Here is an 18241-nt window from a genome sequence, read left to right on the forward strand (position 1 = left end):
TCAGTTGCGCTTGAGCTGGTAGTCCTCGTGGCAGCTCCGGCAGTTCTCCAGCACCGGGCCGACGGCGGCCTGGAAGGCCTCGCGGTCGGCCGGGCCGTTCTCGCCGGCCGCCTGGACACCGGCCATGGCGTCGGAGCGGAACTCGCCGACTGCCGCCTGGAAGCCGTCCATGTCCTCCCAGATGGCCGGCGCGGCGCGCGTGTCGCCAGCGTCGGAGCCCTCGGGGAAGTAGTCGCCGAAGGCCGAGGCGACGCCGTAGAAGGTTGCGAGCGCGGCCTTGGCGACCGCGGGATTGTAGTCCATCTCCCCCTTCAGCATGGCAGCCGACACGCCGGCGGCGCCCGCATTCGCCTGCATCAGCGCCTTGCGCACGGCGATGGGATCGTCGGCGGCGACCGTGGCGGTCGCCGAAAGGGCAAGCACGGACAGGGCGAAAACGGCTTTCTTCATCACGGGCCTCCGGTTCCTGGCACTGGTAGGTTTGGCGAGCGCGATCATGGCGCAAAAGAAAAGCGCCGCCGCATCACGCTTTCGTGAGACCCGCCTGCGACCGGTTGACGCACCGTCAACGAAAAGGACCCGGCCGCGCGCGGCCGGGTCCTGCAGGCTTTGGTGCCGTGGCGCCTCAGCGCGCCTTTTCGTAGCACTCCAGCACGTAGTCCCAGTTGATGAGGTTGTCGACGAAGGCCTCGAGATACTTCGGCCGCGCGTTGCGGTAGTCGATGTAGTAGGAATGCTCCCACACGTCGACGCCGAGAATCGGCACGCCGCCGTGCACCAGCGGATTCTCGCCGTTCGGCGTCTTCATGATCTCGAGCTTGCCGTCCTTCATCGCGACCCAGGCCCAGCCGGAGCCGAACTGCGTGGTGCCGGCGTTGATGAAGTCGGCGCGGAACTTGTCGTAGCCGCCAAGGTCGCTGTCGAAGGCCTTGGCCAGCGCCTCCGGCAGGCTCTTGCCGCCGCCGCCCTTCTTCATCCAGTTCCAGAAGTGCATGTGGTTGTAGTGCTGGGCGGCGTTGTTGAAGAGACCCTGGTTGCTGCCGAAGGACTTCTTGACCACCTCCTCGACCGACAGCCCGTCCATGCCCGCCTCGGCGGCCAGCTTGTTGCCGGTCTGCACATAGGTGTTGTGGTGCTTGTCGTGGTGATACTCGAGCGTCTCCTTCGACATGTAGGGCTGCAGCGCCTCGTAGTCGTAAGGCAGGTCCGGCAGTTCAAAGGCCATGGTCAAATCTCCCTCGCATGACGGGTTGAAAAAAGAAAACGCTCGCACCGGCAGATAGGGTCGCGACGTCGCTTCAGCAACGCCGCAGCCGGTCGCGCGTTCCGGCGCCGGCTCAGGCCGGCGTCCCGGAGTGGGCCCACTCCCAATACAGATCGCGCGCCGTCTTGGCCACCGGGCCCGGCTGCAGGTCGCGGTCCTCGATGCGGATCACCGGCACGACCTTGGAATGGTTGCCGGTCGAGAAGATCTCGTCGGCGGCGCGGAAGTCGCTGACGGTCAGCGTCCGCTCGACCGTCTGGATGCCCTTCTCGGCGAGCAGCGCGATGGTGCGCGCGCGCGTGATGCCCGACAGGAAGGTGCCGTTCGGCACCGGCGTCATCACCACCCCGTCCTTGACCATGAAGACGTTCGACGTGCCCGTTTCCGCGACGTTGCCCAGCATGTCGAGCACCAGCGCGTTGTCGAAGCCGCGCGACTTGGCCTCGAGGATGGCGCGGCCGTTGTTGGGGTAGAGGCAGCCCGCCTTGGCGTTGGTCGGCATGGTCTCGACCGACGGACGGCGGAACGGCGAGACCGTCACCGAGAAGCCGGCCGGGGCGATCATCGGCGCCTCGTAGAGGCACAGGCAGAAGCGCGTCGATTCGGGATCGGCCGGCACGCTCATGTAGCCGCCGTGCTCGGCCCAGTACATCGGCCGGATGTAGACGGCCGTCTTGCCGTCGAACTTCTTCAGCCCGTCGCGGGTCAGCGCGACGATCTCCTCGGCGCGCATCGTCGGCTTGAGGCCGAGGCCGGTCGCCGAGGCGTTGACGCGCTCGGCATGGCGGTCGAGGTCGGGCGCCACGCCCTCGAACCAGCGCGCGCCGTCGAAGACGCTGGTGCCGAGCCACATGGCATGGGTGCGCGGACCGGCGATCGGCACGTTGCCTTCGTGCCAGTCTCCGTCGACATAGGTCCAGGTGGTCGTCTCGGCTTTGGTGGTCATGGTCATGGCGGGGTCCGTCCTCTCTGCCCGGCCATCGAAAGGGCTTTGCCGGCCGCCGTCAATCGGCAGCGCCGGCGGCCCGTGATGCCAGGCGCGCATGTCTCTGTCCGCTCCTTGACCGCAACCGGACGATACGGTCAAGTTCGCGCACCACGCAGAGGATGCGCCATGCCGCACGCGGCCTACGTCTTCGACGCCTACGGCACCCTGTTCGACGTGCATGCGGCGGTGCGCCGGCACGCCGGCGAGATCGGTCCCGACGGGCAGCAGCTTTCCGAGATCTGGCGCGCCAAGCAGCTCGAATACTCCTGGGTGCATTCGCTGATGGGCGCCTATGTCGACTTCTGGACGCTGACCGAGCGCGCCCTCGACTTCGCCTTCCAGAAGGTGCCGACGGCCGACCGGTCGCTGCGCGACGCGCTGCTCGCCGCCTACTGGAAGCTCGACTGCTATCCCGAGGTGCCGGCGGTCCTTAAGGCGCTTAAGGCCAACGGCGCCCGCCTCGCCATCCTGTCGAACGGCTCGCCGGCGATGCTGGAGGCGGCGGTGCGCTCCTCCGCGCTCGACACCGTGCTCGACGACGTCTTCTCGGTCGACACGCTGCGCCGCTACAAGACCGACCCGGCGGTATACGAAATGGTAACCATGTCGTGGCGTATTTACCCCGAAGCCGTCTCCTTCCAGTCGTCGAACCGGTGGGACGTCGCGGGCGCGACCAGGTTCGGGTTCCGCACCGTGTGGATCAACCGCGCGGGGCAGCCGGACGAGTATGCCGATCGGCCGCCCGCCCTCATCCTGCCGTCGCTCGACGGGCTGGTGACGGCGAGCTGACGCATTTGTCATTTGCCACCACCGTTGCACGAAAGGCACAGTCGCTCCCGTTCACACCGTCGCCAAGCAAATTTCCCGTTTCAGCCCGAATTGGCCGGTCTACAGGCGTGAGCCAGCAGACGGCATGGAACCGGAGGGTCCACCGACCGTTTGGCCGCAACCGAAAAGCAACAAGATGATCGAGCCCTTGACCGACCTGATCCGACCCGCCGCCTCGCCGCTCACCCGCCGCCGCTTCCTGTCGATGGCCGCCGTCGGCGCCTCGTCGGCCGCGCTCGCCGCCTGCACCACCACGCCGCGCGAGGGCGCGGATGCCGCGCCGGCGCCGAGCCCGAAGCTCGCCTACTACCGCGACATGTATGGCGCGGTCGTCGACCAGGGCTACGAGATCCCCGCCATCCCGATCGACAAGGTCGATCCGCGCTACTACCGCCAGGAGGTGCGCGACCCGACCGGCGAGGCGCCCGGCACCATCGTCGTCGACACGTCGAACCACTTCCTCTACCTGGTGCGCGAGCGCGGCAGGGCGATGCGCTACGGCGTCGGCCTCGGCCGCGCCGGCTTCGAGTGGGCCGGCCGCGCCGTCATCGAGTGGAAGCAGCCCTGGCCGAAGTGGTTCCCGCCGGCAGAGATGATCGAGCGGCAGCCGGAGCTGGAGAAGTACAGCGCCGACAATGGCGGCATGGAGCCCGGTCTGCAGAACCCGCTGGGCGCCCGCGCGCTCTACATCTTCGAGAACGGCAAGGACACGCTCTACCGCGTGCACGGCTCGCCGGAATGGTGGTCGATCGGCAAGTCCGTCTCGTCGGGCTGCGTGCGGCTGATGAACCAGGACGCGATCGACCTCTACGAGCGCGTGCCGGAAGGGTCGCCCATCCTCGTCACCTCGGGCCTGGCGACCGTCTGAGCGGCACGCCGGCCACCGCGTTGCGGCGCCGTCAGCGCCGCTTCTTCAGACCGCCGAGAATGCCGCGCACCAGCGCGCGGCCGAGCGACGTGCCGACCGAGCGCGCGATCGACTTGATCGCCGCCTCGGTCGCCGTCTGCCGCTGATAGCCGCCGCGCCGGCCGGACCGCCTGCTGCGGCTGCGCGAGCGGCGCCGGTCGTCATCGTCATCATCATCGTCGTCGTCGTCGAAATCCGGCAGCGTCCAGCGGTCGCGCCCGGCGCGGTTGCGCCGCTCCGCGTCCTCCTCCGCGGCCGCGCGGCGCTCGGCCTCCTCGGCCGCGGCAGCCGCCTCCTCGGCGCGGCGCGTCAGGATCTCGAAGGCCGATTCGCGGTCGACCGCCTCGTCGTACTGGCCGGCCACCGGGCTCTGCGCCAGGATGCCGCGCCGCTCCGGCTCGGTGATCGGCCCGAGCCGCGAGGACGGCGGGCGGATCAGCGTGCGCTGCACGATCGACGGCACGCCCTTGGCCTCCAGCGTGGAGACCAGCGCCTCGCCGACGCCGAGCTGGGTGATCGCCGCGTAGCAGTCGAAGTCGGGGTTGGGGCGAAAGGTGTCGGCCGCCGTCTTGACCGCCTTCTGCTCGCGCGGCGTGTAGGCCCTGAGCGCGTGCTGGATGCGGTTGCCGAGCTGGGAGAGCACCGTGTCGGGCACGTCGAGCGGGTTCTGCGTGACGAAGAACACGCCGACGCCCTTCGAGCGGATCAGCCGCACCACCTGCTCGACGCGCTCGAGCAGCGCCTTGGGCGCCTCGTCGAACAGGATGTGCGCCTCGTCGAAGAAGAAGACCAGCCGCGGCCGGTCGGGATCGCCCACCTCCGGCAGCTCCTCGAACAGCTCCGACAAGAGCCACAGCAGGAAGGTGGCGTAAAGCCGCGGGTTCATCATCAGCCGGTCGGCGGCCAGCACGTTGACCGCGCCGCGGCCGTCCGGCGTGGTGCGCATGATGTCGGCGATCCTGAGCGCCGGCTCGCCGAAGAAGTGCTCGCCGCCCTGCTGCTCGAGCACCAGCAGCGAGCGCTGGATGGCGCCGACGGAGGCGCGGCTGACATTGCCGTAGCGCGCGCCGATCTCCTCGGCCCGGTCGGCGACATGGGCGAGCAGCGCCTGCAGGTCCTTGAGGTCGAGCAGCAGCATGCCCTCCTCGTCCGCGATGCGGAAGGCGATGTTGAGCACCCCCTCCTGCGCGTCCGACAGGTCCATCAGCCGCGACAGCAGCAGCGGCCCCATCTCGCTGATCGTCGTGCGGATCGGATGGCCGGCCTCGCCGAACAGGTCCCAGAAGATGACCGGGAACTCCTGCTGCTCGTAGGGCGCGAGCCGGATGGTCGCCGCCCGCTTGGCGAGGAAGTCCTTGTCCTCGCCCATCATGGCGATGCCCGACAGGTCGCCCTTCACGTCGGCGCAGAAGACGGGCACGCCGGCGTTGGAGAAGCCCTCCGCCAGGATCTGCAGCGTCACCGTCTTGCCGGTGCCGGTCGCGCCGGTGATCAGGCCGTGCCGGTTGGCATATCTGAGCAGCAGCGTCTCGGCCTGCTGGTAGCTGTCGTCCGGCCGCCGGCTGGCGCCGAGAAAGATGCTGTCGTTGTCGGCCATGGCCCCTCGCCCTCGATCGCGACCCATCCCTATACTGGGCCGCCGCGCCGGCCACAACGGCCGTGCGCCGGTTGCGCCCCATGGTGCATTGCGGCACAAGACGCCGCGACCTAAACTCGGCCGGCGGCCGACGGGCATCACCAGGGAGGCATGATGGACCCGAGCATCCTGAGCGACGTTGCTTTCGACCCCGTCGACCGGGCGCGCTGGCTGGCGCTCGTGGACAAGGCGCTGGGGCCGGACGCGGGCTACGAGAGCCTCGTCTCGCGCACCGACGACGCGATCGCGGTCGAGCCGCTCTACGAGCGCGTCGCCGGCGCGGCCCGGGTCGGCCGCGTGCGCGCGGATGCCGACTGGGACGCCGTGCAGCGCATCGACGATCCCGACCCCGAACGGGCCAACCGCCAGGCGCTCGACGACGTCGCCGGCGGCGCCACCGGCCTGACCGTGGTCTTCGCCGGCGCGCCCAACGCCTTCGGCTACGGCCTGCCCGCCACGCCCGAGGCGCTGGCCGCCGCGCTCGCCGACGTGCCGCTCGGCAAGGTGCGGCTGCGCATCGACGTGCACCCGCAAAGCCGCGGCTCGATCGACTGGCTGGCCGAGCTGCTCGCCGCCCGCCGCGTCGACCCGGCGCGTACCCGGCTGTCCTTCGGCATCGACCCGGCCGCGCTGTTCGCCGGCACCGGCCGGCTGCGCATGTCGATCGAGGCGCTGAAGGCCTCGATGCCGCAGTCGCTGGCCGGCTTCTTCGCCATGGGCCTGCCGGCGGTGCTGCTGGAATCCGACGGCCGCGTGTTCCACAATGCCGGCGCGTCGGAGGCGCAGGAGCTCGCCGCCATGCTGGCCTCGGCGGTCTCGCATCTCAGGATGTTCGAGGAGGCGCGCCAGCCGCTCGTCTATGCCGCGCCGCATATCGGCTTCGCGCTCGCCGTCGATCAGGACCTGGTGCTGTCGATGGCCAAGCTGCGGGCGCTGCGCAAGCTGTGGGCGCGCGTTCTGGAGGCCTGCTCGGTCGAGCCGACGGCCACCGTGCTGCACGCCGAGACGTCCTACCGCATGCTGACCTCGCGCGATCCGGAAACCAACATCCTGCGCAACACCATCGCCGCGAGCGCGGCGGCGCTCGGCGGCGCCGATTCGCTGTCGGTGCTGCCGCACACGCTGCCGCACGGCCTGCCCGACGGCTTCGCCCGCCGGCTGGCGCGCAACACCCAGCTCGTGCTGGCCGAGGAGAGCCATCTCGGCTTCGTCGCCGACCCCGGCGCCGGCGCCGGCGGGCTGGAGGCGCTGACCGAGGCGCTGTGCGAGGCGGCGTGGAGCGAGTTCACCCGCATCGAGGCGGAAGGCGGCGTGCTGCGCAGCCTCGAGGCCGGCCGCATCCAGGAGCGCGTCGAGGCGACCCGCCGCGAGCGCCTGGCCGCCTATGCCGGCGGTGATCGCCACATCGTCGGCACCACCATCTACCCGCTGGACACGGAGCGGCCGGTATCGACGCTCGAGGCGGAGCGCATGCCGATGCCGAGCGACGGCACGGTGTTCTGCCGCCAGCTCACGGCCGAGCGGCTCGACGAAGGGCTGGCCGAGCAGGAGGCCGTGGCATGATCCCCGATTTCTCCAGCCTGCCCTGGTCCGCGCCGTCCGCCCTGCCCTTCGAGACCGGCGAGGGCACCCGGCCGACGCCCGAGGGCATCGACATCCGCCGCGCCTACGGCGACGGCGATCTCGACGGCGTGCGCTTCCTCGACAGCCATCCCGGCGCGCCGCCCTTCCTGCGCGGCCCCTACCCGACGATGTATGTTCGCCACCCGTGGACGATCCGCCAGTATGCCGGCTTCTCCACGGCCGAGGAATCGAACGCCTTCTACCGGCGCAACCTCGCCGCCGGGCAGAAGGGGCTGTCGGTCGCCTTCGACCTGGCCACCCACCGCGGCTACGACAGCGACCATCCGCGCGTCGCCGGCGACGTCGGCATGGCCGGCGTGGCGATCGATTCCATTCTCGACATGCGCCAGCTCTTCGACGGCATTCCGCTCGACAAGATGACGGTGTCGATGACCATGAACGGCGCCGTCATTCCCGTGATGGCGCTCTACATCGTGGCGGCGGAGGAGCAGGGCGTCGCCCAGAAGGACCTCGCCGGGACCATCCAGAACGACATCCTCAAGGAGTTCATGGTCCGCAACACCTACATCTATCCGCCCAAGCCCTCGATGCGGATCATCTCGGACATCTTCGCCTACACGTCCGAGCACATGCCGCGCTTCAACTCGATCTCGATCTCCGGCTACCACATCCAGGAGGCCGGAGCGACGGTCGACCTGGAGCTCGCCTACACGATCGCCGACGGCATCGAATACGCGCGCGCCGGCATCGCCGCCGGTCTCGACATCGACCGCTTCGCGCCGCGCCTGTCGTTCTTCTGGAACGCCGGCATGAGCTACTTCATGGAGATCGCCAAGCTGCGCGCCGGGCGGCTCCTGTGGGCGGCGCTGATCCAGAAGACGTTTCAGCCGAAGGACGCGCGGGCGCTGTCGCTGCGCGCGCACACCCAGACGTCGGGCTGGTCGCTCACCGCGCAGGACCCCTACAACAACATCGTGCGCACGATGATCGAGGCGATGGCCGCCGTGCACGGCCACACCCAGTCGCTGCACACCAACGCCTTCGACGAGGCGCTGGCGCTGCCGACCGACCACTCCGCCCGCATCGCGCGCAACACGCAGCTCGTCCTGCAGCGCGAATCCAACGTCAACCGCATCATCGACCCGTGGGGCGGCTCGGCCTTCATCGAGCGGCTGACGCACGACCTCGCGGCGCGCGCGCTGACCCACATCGAGGAGGTCGAAAGCCTCGGCGGCATGGCCGCGGCGATCGAGAAGGGCGTGCCGAAGATGCGCATCGAGGAGGCCGCCGCGCGCACCCAGGCGCGCATCGACGCCGGCGAGCAGGCGGTGATCGGCGTCAACCGGCACCAGCCCGACCACCAGATCGACGTCGACGTGCTCAAGGTCGACAACGCCGAGGTGCGCGCGCGCCAGCTCGCCAAGCTGCAGCAGCTCAAGGGCACGCGCGACGTGGCGGCGGTCGAAGGCGCGCTCGCCGAGCTCACCCGCGCGGCCGAGGGCGACGGCAACCTGCTCGCCTATGCCGTGCGCGCGGCACGCGCCCAGGCCACCGTCGGCGAGATCTCGCTGGCGCTGGAAAAGGCGTTCGGCCGGCACGTCGCCGAGATCCGCACCATCTCCGGCGTCTATCGCAAGGCGATCGGCGAGAACCCGGTGGTCGACCGGGTGGCCGCCAAGGTCGAGCGTTTCCGCGACAGGACGGGCGGCAAGCCGCGCATCCTGGTCGCCAAGATGGGCCAGGACGGGCACGACCGCGGCCAGAAGGTGATCGCCACCGCGTTCGGCGATCTCGGCTTCGACGTGGTGGTCGGCGCGATGTTCCAGACGCCGCAGGAGATCGCCCGGCTGGCGGCCGAGCACGACGTGCACATCGTCGGCGCCTCGTCGCTGGCCGCCGGCCATCTCACCCTGATCCCGGAGCTGCGCGAGGCGCTCGCCGCGGAGGGCCGCGAGGACATCCTGATCGTCGCCGGCGGCGTCATCCCGCCCGACGACTACGAGGCCGTGCGCCAGGCCGGCGCGAAGGAGATCTTCCCGCCCGGCACGGTGATCCCGGAAGCCGCCGAGCGCCTGATGGACGCCCTTCTGGAAGCCTGAGGCGCGCTGCCGTGCGCGGCACCGCCAAGCGGGACCCGCAGGACACGGCGTCGACCGTCCTCCTTCCGGCGCCCGGCCGGGCCGCCCAAAACGGCGCCGGCCGGGGTCGCACGTCTGCGACTGGCAGGTTTCTTGCTTCGACCTGGTGACGGAGCTCGGAGCTGTGCCAATGCTGAACAGACGCGCCTTCCTGGCCGGGCTTGCCGGCACAGCCGCCGCCGGCCCGGCGGCGGCCCTGCCGTCCGGAATCGAGACGGCCTCGATCCGCGGCACGCTCGACGCCGCCGAGCTCGGGCTGCGGCCCGGCGTCTACGACGACCAGAGCGAGGCCTTCGCCCGCATCCTCGCCAAGGCGGCCGAGCGCGACGCCCCTGTGCATCTGCCGCCGGGCGACTACGTCGTCTCCAACATCGTGCTTCCGCGCCGGCTGCGCCTCGTCGGCGTGCCCGGCGCCTCGCGCATCCTCTATGGCGGCGACGGCCACCTGTTCCTGGCCGAGGCGGCCGACCACCTGGAGTTCTCCGGCCTCCTGCTCGACGGCGCCAACCACCGCCTCGGCGATCATGTCGACGGCCTTCTCACGGTGCACGGCGCGCGCCATCTCGTCGTCGACAACTGCCGGCTGCTCGGCAGCGGCAAGAACGCGCTGGCGCTGGAGGCCGTCGCCGGCCGCATCGAGCGCTCGCACATCTCCGGCGCGGCCGAGGCCGGCATCTACAGCGTTCAGGCGGCCGGCCTGGCGATCGCCGGCAACACCGTCACCGACTGCGCCAATGGCGGCATCCTGGTGCATCGCTGGCAGGCCGGGCCGGACGGCACGCTGGTCACCGGCAACCGGGTCGCCCGCATCGCCGCCCAGCGCGGCGGCACCGGGCAATACGGCAACGGCATCAACCTGTTCCGCGCCGACGGCGCGGTCGTCACCGGCAACCATGTCTCCGACTGCGCCTTCTCGGCGATCCGCGCCAACGCGGCCGGCAACCTGCAGGTCGCTTCGAACACCTGCCTGCGCTCCGGCGAGACCGCGCTCTACGCCGAGTTCGCCTTCGAGGGCGCGGTGATCAGCGGCAACATCGTCGACGGCGGCGCCAACGGCATCTCCGTCGTCAACTTCAACGACGGCGGCCGCATGGCCACCGTCAGCGGCAACCTGGTGCGCAACCTGTCGACCGAGGGTCCCTACCCGGCCGATCCGCCCGGCTTCGGCGTCGGCATCACCGTGGAGGCCGACACCGCTGTCACCGGAAACGTGGTGGAGAACGCGCCGCTCTACGGCCTCAAGCTCGGCTGGGGCCCGTTCATGCGCAACGTCGTGGCGACCGGCAACGTGGTCCGCGGCGCCCCGACGGGAATCGCGGTCTCGGTGGTCGAGGGCACCGGCGCGGCCGTCGTCGCCGACAACGTGATCGACGGCGCCGCGCGCGGCGCGGTGGTCGGCTACCGCTGGATCGAGGCGGCGACGGACGACCTCGCCGCCGGCGGCCGTCACACGGCGCGCCACCTCACCGTCGCCGGCAATCAGGTGTCCTGACCGGCCTTTGCCAGCGCGCCGGCCGGTCGCAGCGCACCGACCGTGCGGCCGCGCCAGTTCGTCAGCGTCGGCCGGGCAAGGCCGGCGAGCCGCGCACCGAGCGGATCGTCCGCGCCCAGCAGCCGGGCGAGGAGCGCGGCCATCGTCACCTCCGCCGCGCGCGTCGCGCCGTCGTCGCACTTGACCGCGATGCCGAGGCCGCGCTCGGGCAGCGCGCCGCAATAGACGCCCTCCGCCCCGGTCTTGACGAACAGCCGGCCGCCGCCGAGGCCGAGCACGGTGGTGTCGAAGCGCTCGCTGCCGGCGACGAAGAAGGGCTGCGCCGCGCAGGCCGCGAACAGCCGCCGTGCCGCCGCCGCGCGCTCCGGCTTAAGGCCGGTGCCGCTCGCCATGCGGGCGAAGCCCTGCGCCAATTGCCTGAGCGGCACCGCATAGGTCGGGATCGAGCAGCCGTCGATGCCGCATGCGGACACCGCGTGCGGCGCGCCGGTGACCGCCTCCAGCGCCGCGCGCACCAGGCGCTGCAGGGCGTGGTCGGGCGCGGTGTAGCCCTGCGGCGCAAGGCCCAGATGACGGCACACGGCGAGGAAGCCGGCATGCTTGCCCGAGCAGTTGTTGTGCAGCGCGCTCGGCTCTTCGCCGGCCGCCGCCAGGCCGCGCGCGGCGGCCTGGCCCGAAGGCCAGTGCGCGCCGCATTCCAGCGCCTCTGGAGAAAGCCCGGCGGCCGCCAGCATGGCCGCCGCGCACGCGGCATGCGCCGGCTCACCCGAATGCGAGGCGCAGGCGAGCGCCAGCTCGCGCTCGCCATAGCCGAAGGCGTCGGCCGCGCCGCTTTCGACCAGCGGCAGCGCCTGGATCGCCTTGACCGCCGAGCGCGGAAACACCGGCCGGTCGACCGCGCCGGCCGCCAGCAGCGTCGCGCCCTCGGCGTCGACCACGGCGAAGGCGCCGCGGTGGCGGCTTTCGACCAGCGGGCCGCGCAGAACCTCGACGAGAACCGGATTGGCCATCACATCACCCGAAACGCGCTGACGATCAGTGGCGACGGGTAGTTGACGGCCGGGCGGAAGGCAAAGCAAATCGCTGCATGCGTCTCGTCAAGCGGTGCGCGCTCGCGCTTCTCCTGGTCTTCCTTGTGCCGGCCGCGGCCACCGCGGGCTGGTGGGCGCTCAAGGAGCGGCCGGCGAGCTGGCATGCCGCCGACTGGTCGGCCTCCGGCGTGCTGCCGCCGCCGGCCGGCGACGCCGAGGCGGCGGTCTATCTGATGGCGGCGCGCACCGGCGGGCTCAAGGGCGCCTTCTCGGTGCACAGCTGGCTCGTCGTCAAGAAGCCCGGCGCGGCGGCCTACGAGCGCTACGACAAGGTCGGCTGGGGCCGGCCGGTGCGGCGCAACGGCTATCCCGCCGACGGGCGCTGGTACTCGAACCGCCCGGTCGTCGTGCATGCGGTGCGCGGGCGCCGGGCCGAGGCGCTGATCCCGCATATCGAGGCGGCGATCGCCGCCTACCCCTTCGCCCGGCGCGGCGACTACCGGCTCTGGCCGGGGCCGAACTCCAACAGCTTCGTCGCCCACGTGCTGCGCGCCGTGCCGGCCTTCGGCGCCCGGCTGCCGCCCAATGCGGTCGGCCGCGACTACCGGCCGGGCCTCGTCGCGCTCGACTGGAGCGCGGCGCCGTTCGAGCTGTCGGCCACGCTGGGCGGCGTCGCCGGCCTCTCGCTCGGCGCGCGGTCGGGCTTCGAGGTGCATCTGTTCGGCCTGGTCGCCGGCGTCGACCTCGCCCGCCCGGCCCTCAAGATCCCCGCCTACGGCCGGCTGGAGCTGTTGCGCCGGTAGATCTCGAGCAGGCCGCGGATCGTCACGTCGGGGTCGAAATCGTCGATCGCCGCGGTGGCGTCGTAGAACAGCGCCGCGATGCCGCCGGTCGCCACCACCGTCATCGGCTCGCCGCGCTCGGCCTTGATGCGCGCGATCATGCCCTCGATCAGCGCCACGTAGCCCCAGAAGACGCCCGACTGCATGGCGCTCACCGTGTCGGTGCCGATGACGCGGCCGGGACGGCGCAGCGCCACGCGCGGCAGCTTGGCGGCTGCGGCGTGCAGCGCCTCGACCGACAGGTGGATGCCCGGCGCGATGGCGCCGCCCTCGAAGCCGCCGTCAGCCGCCACCACGTCGATCGTCGTCGCGGTGCCGCTGTCGACGACGATCAGCGGGCCGGAATGTGCGGCATGCGCGCCGATCGCGTTGACGATGCGGTCGGAGCCCACCTCGGACGGCTTGTCGACGCGGATCGGGATGCCGAGCGCGACGTTCTCGCCGATCACCAGCGGCTCGACGCCGAGATAGCGGCGCGACAGGTTGCGCAGGTTGAACACCGACTGCGGCACCACGCTCGACACGATGCAGGCGTCGAGCGCCTCGAAGCTGAGCCCGCTCATGGCGAAGAGCTGCGTCAGCCACACGGCGTATTCGTCGGCCGTGCGGTTGGCCTCGGTCGCCGAGCGCCACTGCGCCACCCAGGTGGTGCCGTCGTGAACGGCGAACATGCTGTTGGTGTTGCCCTGTTCGATGGCCAGAAGCACGGCGCGTCCCCCCTTCCTCGACCCTTCCCGGGCCTTGAGCCGCCCGGCCGCGCGGCCGAAGCCGGCGGCCGGGCGGCGTCGATCAGGAGCCGCCGGCGGCGAGCCGGCCGCGCAGCGTGTCGGCGTCGCCCGTCGCACCGTAGCGGACGTCGTCGACGACCAGGGCGCCGTCATGGCGCACCAGCACCAGCCTGTCCACCCAGTCCTCACCCGAGGCGTCGGGGAAGGCGTAGCGCACCTCCACCACGGTCGTCCCGTCCTCGGCGGAAACCGCGCCGGCCGCGCACTGCGGCGCGCGCGCCGCCACGCTCTGCCACGGCACGCCGTCGGCGAGCGGTCCGCCATCCGCCGCGCCGCCGGTCCGGGCGGCCAGCGCCGCGGTCACCGCCTCGGCGAGCGCCGGCGAAGCGAGGTGGATGCGGCCGGCGCCGTCCTCCAGGTCGCGCAGCCCGCAGAAGGCCTGGGCGAAGGCGGTCGCCTCGCCCTCGTCGGCCTGGGCGGTCGCGCCGGCGGCAAGACACAAGGTGATGGCAAGGGCAAATCTGCGCATTCTCGGGGTCTCCTCTCTCTCAGGGGGCTCTCAGGCATTCGCGGTGGGGCGGGCGGCGGGGCTGTCAGTCGGCGCGCATGATGCCGGCCACGGTGAAGCCGCCGTCGATGACCAGCGTGTGGCCGTTGACGAAGCCGGCCTCCGGCGACAGCAGGAAGGCGACGCCCGCGGCGACCTCGCCGGCCCGGCCGTAGCGGCGCTGCGGCACGCGCTCGAGCCACTGCCGGCGCTCGGCCTCGCCGTGCAGGCGGGCGACCAGCGGCGTGTCGACGGGCCCCGGCGCGACGCAGTTGACGCGCACGCCGCGGCTGGCGAGCTCGAGCGCCATCACCTCGCTCATCATCTTCACCGCCGCCTTGGAGGCGCCGTAGGCGGTGCGGCCGCGATTGGCGCGCAGGCCGGACACCGAGGCGAGATTGACGATCGCCAGCGTCTCGGCCATCCGCTCAACGGCCGCCCGGGCCGCGATGAAGGAGCCGACGAGATTGACCTCGAGCACCTCGCGGAAGAGCTCCGCGCTGGTCTCCTCGAAGGCCACGTCGCGCGCCACCGCGGCGCAATTGACCAGTCCGCCGAGCGGACCCAGCGCCTCGACGGTCTCGTCGAAGGTGTCGGCGACCTCGTCCTCGTCGGTGATGTCGGCGCACAGCAGCAGCGCGCTCTCGCCGGCCAGCCGGTCCTCCGCCTCGTCGAGCGCGCGGCGGTCGGCATCGACCACCGCCACCGCCCAGCCGTCGTCGAGCAGGCGCTCGGCAACGGCCAGGCCGATGCCCGAGGCGCCGCCGGTGACGACGGCCGCGCGGCTCACTTGATGCGTTCCAGGATCGACACGTAGTTGGCCACCGCCGCGCCGCCCATGTTGAAGATGCCGCCGAGCGCCGCACCGGGCACCTGGATGCCGTCGGCCTCGCCGGTGAGCTGCATGGCGGTCAGCGCGTGCATCGAAACGCCCGTGGCGCCGATCGGGTGGCCCTTGGCCTTGAGCCCGCCGGACGGATTGACCGGCAGCCGCCCGTCCTTCTCCGTCTGGCCCTCGAGCGCCAGCTTGGCGCCCTGGCCCGGCTCGGCGAGCCCCATCGCCTCGTACTCGATCAGTTCGGCGATCGTGAAGCAGTCGTGCGTCTCGACGAAGGACAGGTCGTCGAGCCCGACGCGCGCCCTGGCCAGCGCCCGCGTCCACGCCTCGCGGCAGCCCTCGAAGGCGACGATGTCGCGCTTCGACATCGGCAGGAAGTCCTGCACGTGCTCGTTGGCGCGGAAGGCCACCGCGCGGCGCATCGACAGCGCCGTCTCGGTGTCGGCCAGCACGATCGCAGCCGCGCCGTCGGAGACCAGCGAGCAGTCGGTGCGCTTCAGCGGGCCGGCGACGTACGGGTTCTTGTCGCTCTCCTGGCGGCAGAACGCATAGCCGAGATCCTTGCGCATCTGGGCGTAGGGGTTGTCGACGCCGTTCCTGTGGTTCTTGGCGGCGATCCTGGCCAGCGCGTCGGACTGGTCGCCGTAGCGCTGGAAATAGGCGCTGGCGATCTTGCCGAAGACGCCGGCGAAACCGGCCGGCGTGTCGCCGTCCTCCGGCAGGTAGGAGGCCTTGAGCAGGTTGGCGGCGATCTCGGCGCCCGGCGTCTTGGTCATCTGCTCGGCGCCGACCACCAGCACGATGCGCGCGGCGCGCGCGTCGATGGCGCGCAGGCCCTGGCGCACCGCCGCCGAGCCGGTCGCGCAGGCGTTCTCCACCCGCGTCGCCGGCTTGAAGCGCAGCCGGTCGTCGGCCTGCAGCACCAGGCTGGCGGTGAAGTCCTGCGGCGAGAAGCCGGCGTTGAAGTGGCCAAGCACGATCTCGTCCACGTCCTGCGGCGCCACGCCGGCATGCTCGAGCGCGGCGGTGGCCACGCCCGTGATCAGGCCTTCCAGCGTCTCGTCCTCGAGCTTGCCGAAGCGCGAATGCGCCCAGCCGACGATCGAAGCGGTCATACGGGTCTCCAGGAGATCATTGCGCGTTGGCCGCAGTATCTCACATTCCGCGGCGCACAACAAGATGTTCAAAGATGAACTATCTTGCGTTTGCCGCGTTCTGGCCGCAGGATTTTTGTTGATTGACGGATCAATCAAAACTAGCCTCCCCGCAACGCTGAGAGGAGCCCCAAGAGGAGCCGCATGCCGCGAACGGGAATGGAGCCGGTGCGCCGGCAGGCGTTGATCGACGCCGCGATCGAGGCGATCGGCGCGCGCGGCTCGCTCGACGTGACGATGGCCGACATCGCCGGCCGGGCCGGCGTCTCCTCGGCGCTGGCGCATCACTATTTCGGCGCCAAGGAGGCGCTGCTCGCCGCCACCATGCGCCACATCCTGGCCGCGCTCGGCGCCGACGCCCGGCAGGCGCTGGCCGCCGCCGCGAGCCCGCGCGCACGCGTCTCGGCGATCATCCGCGTGTCCTTCTCGCCGGCCCAGTTCCGGCCGGAGATCGTCGCCGCCTGGCTCGCCTTCTACGTCGAGGCGCAGCGCTCGGCGGTGCTCAAGCGGCTGCTCACCGTCTACGCCCGGCGGCTGCGCTCCGACCTGATGAGCGGTCTCGTGCGGCTGATGCCGCGCCCGGCGGCCGCGCGCGCGGCCGAGGGCATCGCCGCCTTGATCGACGGGCTCTACATCCGCCACGCGCTCGCCGACCGCGCGCCAGACGCCGCGGCCGCCGTCGCGCTGGTCGAGGACTATCTGGCGCTGCAGCTCGCCGCCGCGGCGGGGCGCGCGTCATGAGCCGGCGGCCCAACATCCTCGTGCTGATGGCCGACCAGCTCACCGGCACGCTGTTCGACGACGGCCCGGCCGGCTTCCTGCACGCGCCCAACCTGGCCGCGCTGGCCGGGCGCTCGGCGCGCTTTTCGGCCGCCTACACCGCCTCGCCGCTCTGCGCGCCCGGCCGCGCCTCCTTCATGAGCGGCCAGCTTCCCTCGCGCACCCGCGTCTACGACAACGCCGCCGAGTTCGCCTCCGACATCCCGACCTTCGCGCATCATCTGCGCGCGGCCGGCTATCTCACCTGCCTGTCGGGCAAGATGCACTTCGTCGGCCCCGACCAGCTGCACGGCTTCGAGGAGCGGCTGACGACCGACATCTATCCGGCCGATTTCGGCTGGACGCCCGACTACCGCCGGCCCGGCGAGCGCATCGACTGGTGGTACCACAATCTCGGCTCGGTCACCGGTGCCGGCACGGCCGAGATCACCAACCAGCTCGAATATGACGACGAGGTCGCCTTCCAGGCGATCCAGAAGCTCTACGCGCTGGCGCGGTCGCGCGACGACGCGGCGCGGCGGCCGTGGTGCCTCACCGTCTCCTTCACCCACCCGCACGACCCGTTCGTGGCGCGCCGGCGCTTCTGGGACCTCTATGCCGACAGCACCGCGCTGGCGCCGCAGGTCGCCGCCCTGCCCTTTGCCGCGCAGGACCCGCATTCGCAACGCCTGCTGCGCGCCAGCGACCACGAGGCCTACGCGATCGGCGCGGCGGAGATCGCCCGCGCCCGGCGCGGCTACTTCGCCAACATCAGCTATGTCGACGCCCAGATGGGCGCCATCCTCGACGTGCTGCGCGCCACGCGCATGGAGGACGACACCGTCGTCCTGTTCACCTCCGACCACGGCGAGATGCTCGGCGAGCGCGGCCTGTGGTTCAAGATGAGCTTCTTCGAGGGCTCGGCGCGCGTGCCGCTGATGATCGCCGGGCCGGACATCGCGCCCGGCCGCATCGCCGAGCCGGTCTCCACCCTCGACGTCAACCCGACGCTGTGCGCGCTCGCCGGCGTCGACCTGGCGGCCGTGGCGCCGTGGACCGACGGCCGGCCGCTCCTGCCGCTCATGCACGGCGAGCCGCGCGGCGCGCCGGTGCCGATGGAATACGCCGCCGAGGGCTCCGAGGCGCCGATGGTGGCGCTGCGCGAGGGCCGGCACAAATTCGTCCACTGCGCGATCGACCCGCCGCAACTGTTTGATCTGGAATCGGATCCGCAGGAGCGGGTCAACCTGGCCGAGGATCCCGCGCATGCCGGGCTGGTCGAGGCCTTCGCCGCCCGCGTCGCCGCGCGCTGGGACATGGACGCCTTCGACCGGGCGGTGCGCGAGAGCCAGGCACGCCGCCTCGCCGTCTATCCGGCGCTGCGCAACGGCGCCTACTACCCATGGGACTACCAGCCGCTGCAGCGCGCCTCGGAGCGCTACATGCGCAACCACATGGACCTCAACGTGCTCGAGCAGGACAAGCGGTTTCCGCGCGGAGAATGA

Annotated in this window: 17 protein-coding genes; 8 read left to right on the forward strand and 9 right to left on the reverse strand. The window is 71.4% G+C overall.

Going from position 1 to position 18241, the window contains the following annotated elements:
- The 3 genes from N1F89_RS09065 to N1F89_RS09075 all read right to left on the reverse strand — a co-directional run bounded on the left by N1F89_RS09065 (position 1) and on the right by N1F89_RS09075 (position 2216).
- Complete coding sequence (locus N1F89_RS09065) at positions 1-450, reverse strand: cytochrome c (RefSeq protein ID WP_290083545.1); 450 nt, start codon at positions 448-450, stop codon at positions 1-3.
- A gap of 175 nt (positions 451-625) precedes the next feature.
- Positions 626-1225 carry a superoxide dismutase gene (locus N1F89_RS09070; RefSeq protein ID WP_290083546.1) on the reverse strand — a complete coding sequence of 200 codons (600 nt, stop codon included), beginning with the start codon at positions 1223-1225 and terminating at the stop codon, positions 626-628.
- Between the two features lie 112 nt (positions 1226-1337).
- On the reverse strand, positions 1338-2216 hold the full coding sequence (locus tag N1F89_RS09075; protein ID WP_290083548.1) for a branched-chain amino acid aminotransferase: 879 nt from the start codon (positions 2214-2216) through the stop codon (positions 1338-1340).
- A gap of 162 nt (positions 2217-2378) precedes the next feature.
- Between N1F89_RS09075 and N1F89_RS09080 the strand changes: the two genes are divergently transcribed.
- Positions 2379-3041 carry a haloacid dehalogenase type II gene (locus N1F89_RS09080; RefSeq protein ID WP_290083550.1) on the forward strand — a complete coding sequence of 221 codons (663 nt, stop codon included), beginning with the start codon at positions 2379-2381 and terminating at the stop codon, positions 3039-3041.
- A gap of 175 nt (positions 3042-3216) precedes the next feature.
- Entirely contained in the window at positions 3217-3948 is a 732-nt protein-coding gene (locus tag N1F89_RS09085; protein ID WP_290083552.1) for a L,D-transpeptidase, read from the forward strand.
- 31 nt (positions 3949-3979) lie between these two features.
- Here the strand turns inward: N1F89_RS09085 and N1F89_RS09090 are convergent, their stop codons facing one another.
- Positions 3980-5584 (reverse strand): helicase HerA-like C-terminal domain-containing protein, encoded by a 1605-nt coding sequence (locus N1F89_RS09090; RefSeq protein WP_290083554.1) that lies wholly within the window; start codon positions 5582-5584, stop codon positions 3980-3982.
- 153 nt (positions 5585-5737) lie between these two features.
- On the opposite strand from N1F89_RS09090, the gene N1F89_RS09095 reads away from it, so the two are divergent.
- The 3 genes from N1F89_RS09095 (at position 5738) to N1F89_RS09105 (ending at position 10837) form a co-directional block, all read left to right on the forward strand.
- On the forward strand, positions 5738-7186 hold the full coding sequence (locus N1F89_RS09095) for a methylmalonyl-CoA mutase family protein (protein WP_290083556.1): 1449 nt from the start codon (positions 5738-5740) through the stop codon (positions 7184-7186).
- Positions 7183-9306, forward strand: coding sequence for a methylmalonyl-CoA mutase (scpA, locus tag N1F89_RS09100; protein ID WP_290083558.1), 2124 nt, complete (start codon positions 7183-7185; stop codon positions 9304-9306). The genes N1F89_RS09095 and scpA overlap by 4 nt, the downstream gene beginning before the upstream one ends.
- A gap of 169 nt (positions 9307-9475) precedes the next feature.
- Entirely contained in the window at positions 9476-10837 is a 1362-nt protein-coding gene (locus N1F89_RS09105; protein WP_290083560.1) for a TIGR03808 family TAT-translocated repetitive protein, read from the forward strand.
- Here N1F89_RS09105 and N1F89_RS09110 read toward each other — a convergent pair.
- The gene (locus N1F89_RS09110; protein WP_290083561.1) at positions 10825-11847 is read right to left on the reverse strand and encodes an asparaginase; all 1023 of its coding nucleotides are present in this window, start codon (positions 11845-11847) and stop codon (positions 10825-10827) included. The genes N1F89_RS09105 and N1F89_RS09110 overlap by 13 nt on opposite strands.
- 77 nt (positions 11848-11924) lie before the next feature.
- Here N1F89_RS09110 and N1F89_RS09115 point away from each other — a divergent pair, with 77 nt between their 5' ends.
- The gene (locus tag N1F89_RS09115) at positions 11925-12671 is read left to right on the forward strand and encodes a DUF3750 domain-containing protein (RefSeq protein WP_290083563.1); all 747 of its coding nucleotides are present in this window, start codon (positions 11925-11927) and stop codon (positions 12669-12671) included.
- Here the strand turns inward: N1F89_RS09115 and N1F89_RS09120 are convergent.
- From N1F89_RS09120 to N1F89_RS09135, 4 genes are all read right to left on the reverse strand, one after another.
- Positions 12641-13417 (reverse strand): type III pantothenate kinase, encoded by a 777-nt coding sequence (locus N1F89_RS09120; RefSeq protein ID WP_290083565.1) that lies wholly within the window; start codon positions 13415-13417, stop codon positions 12641-12643. The two genes, N1F89_RS09115 and N1F89_RS09120, sit on opposite strands and share 31 nt — an antisense overlap.
- Before the next feature lie 82 nt (positions 13418-13499).
- On the reverse strand, positions 13500-13967 hold the full coding sequence (locus N1F89_RS09125; protein WP_290083568.1) for a hypothetical protein: 468 nt from the start codon (positions 13965-13967) through the stop codon (positions 13500-13502).
- A 64-nt stretch (positions 13968-14031) separates the two neighbouring features.
- Complete coding sequence (locus N1F89_RS09130; RefSeq protein WP_290083570.1) at positions 14032-14775, reverse strand: SDR family NAD(P)-dependent oxidoreductase; 744 nt, start codon at positions 14773-14775, stop codon at positions 14032-14034.
- Positions 14772-15938 (reverse strand): acetyl-CoA acetyltransferase, encoded by a 1167-nt coding sequence (locus N1F89_RS09135; protein ID WP_290083572.1) that lies wholly within the window; start codon positions 15936-15938, stop codon positions 14772-14774. The genes N1F89_RS09130 and N1F89_RS09135 overlap by 4 nt, the downstream gene beginning before the upstream one ends.
- Before the next feature lie 183 nt (positions 15939-16121).
- Here N1F89_RS09135 and betI point away from each other — a divergent pair, with 183 nt between their 5' ends.
- Entirely contained in the window at positions 16122-16718 is a 597-nt protein-coding gene (gene betI / locus N1F89_RS09140; RefSeq protein WP_290083573.1) for a transcriptional regulator BetI, read from the forward strand.
- Positions 16715-18241 carry a choline-sulfatase gene (gene betC / locus N1F89_RS09145; RefSeq protein WP_290083575.1) on the forward strand — a complete coding sequence of 509 codons (1527 nt, stop codon included), beginning with the start codon at positions 16715-16717 and terminating at the stop codon, positions 18239-18241. Before betI ends, betC begins: the two co-directional genes overlap by 4 nt.

The sequence above is a fragment of the Aquibium sp. A9E412 genome (assembly GCF_030398335.1).
GTDB lineage: Bacteria > Pseudomonadota > Alphaproteobacteria > Rhizobiales > Rhizobiaceae > A9E412.

Bases quoted from the DNA above. Each gene is read 5' to 3' on its own strand.
- N1F89_RS09065 (WP_290083545.1), bottom strand. From the start codon at position 450: ATGAAGAAAGCCGTTTTCGCCCTGTCCGTGCTTGCCCTTTCGGCGACC.
- N1F89_RS09070 (WP_290083546.1), bottom strand. From the start codon at position 1,225: ATGGCCTTTGAACTGCCGGACCTGCCTTACGACTACGAGGCGCTGCAG.
- N1F89_RS09075 (WP_290083548.1), bottom strand. From the start codon at position 2,216: ATGACCATGACCACCAAAGCCGAGACGACCACCTGGACCTATGTCGAC.
- N1F89_RS09080 (WP_290083550.1), top strand. From the start codon at position 2,379: ATGCCGCACGCGGCCTACGTCTTCGACGCCTACGGCACCCTGTTCGAC.
- N1F89_RS09085 (WP_290083552.1), top strand. From the start codon at position 3,217: ATGATCGAGCCCTTGACCGACCTGATCCGACCCGCCGCCTCGCCGCTC.
- N1F89_RS09090 (WP_290083554.1), bottom strand. From the start codon at position 5,584: ATGGCCGACAACGACAGCATCTTTCTCGGCGCCAGCCGGCGGCCGGAC.
- N1F89_RS09095 (WP_290083556.1), top strand. From the start codon at position 5,738: ATGGACCCGAGCATCCTGAGCGACGTTGCTTTCGACCCCGTCGACCGG.
- scpA (WP_290083558.1), top strand. From the start codon at position 7,183: ATGATCCCCGATTTCTCCAGCCTGCCCTGGTCCGCGCCGTCCGCCCTG.
- N1F89_RS09105 (WP_290083560.1), top strand. From the start codon at position 9,476: ATGCTGAACAGACGCGCCTTCCTGGCCGGGCTTGCCGGCACAGCCGCC.
- N1F89_RS09110 (WP_290083561.1), bottom strand. From the start codon at position 11,847: ATGGCCAATCCGGTTCTCGTCGAGGTTCTGCGCGGCCCGCTGGTCGAA.
- N1F89_RS09115 (WP_290083563.1), top strand. From the start codon at position 11,925: ATGCGTCTCGTCAAGCGGTGCGCGCTCGCGCTTCTCCTGGTCTTCCTT.
- N1F89_RS09125 (WP_290083568.1), bottom strand. From the start codon at position 13,967: ATGCGCAGATTTGCCCTTGCCATCACCTTGTGTCTTGCCGCCGGCGCG.
- N1F89_RS09135 (WP_290083572.1), bottom strand. From the start codon at position 15,938: ATGACCGCTTCGATCGTCGGCTGGGCGCATTCGCGCTTCGGCAAGCTC.
- betI (WP_290083573.1), top strand. From the start codon at position 16,122: ATGCCGCGAACGGGAATGGAGCCGGTGCGCCGGCAGGCGTTGATCGAC.
- betC (WP_290083575.1), top strand. From the start codon at position 16,715: ATGAGCCGGCGGCCCAACATCCTCGTGCTGATGGCCGACCAGCTCACC.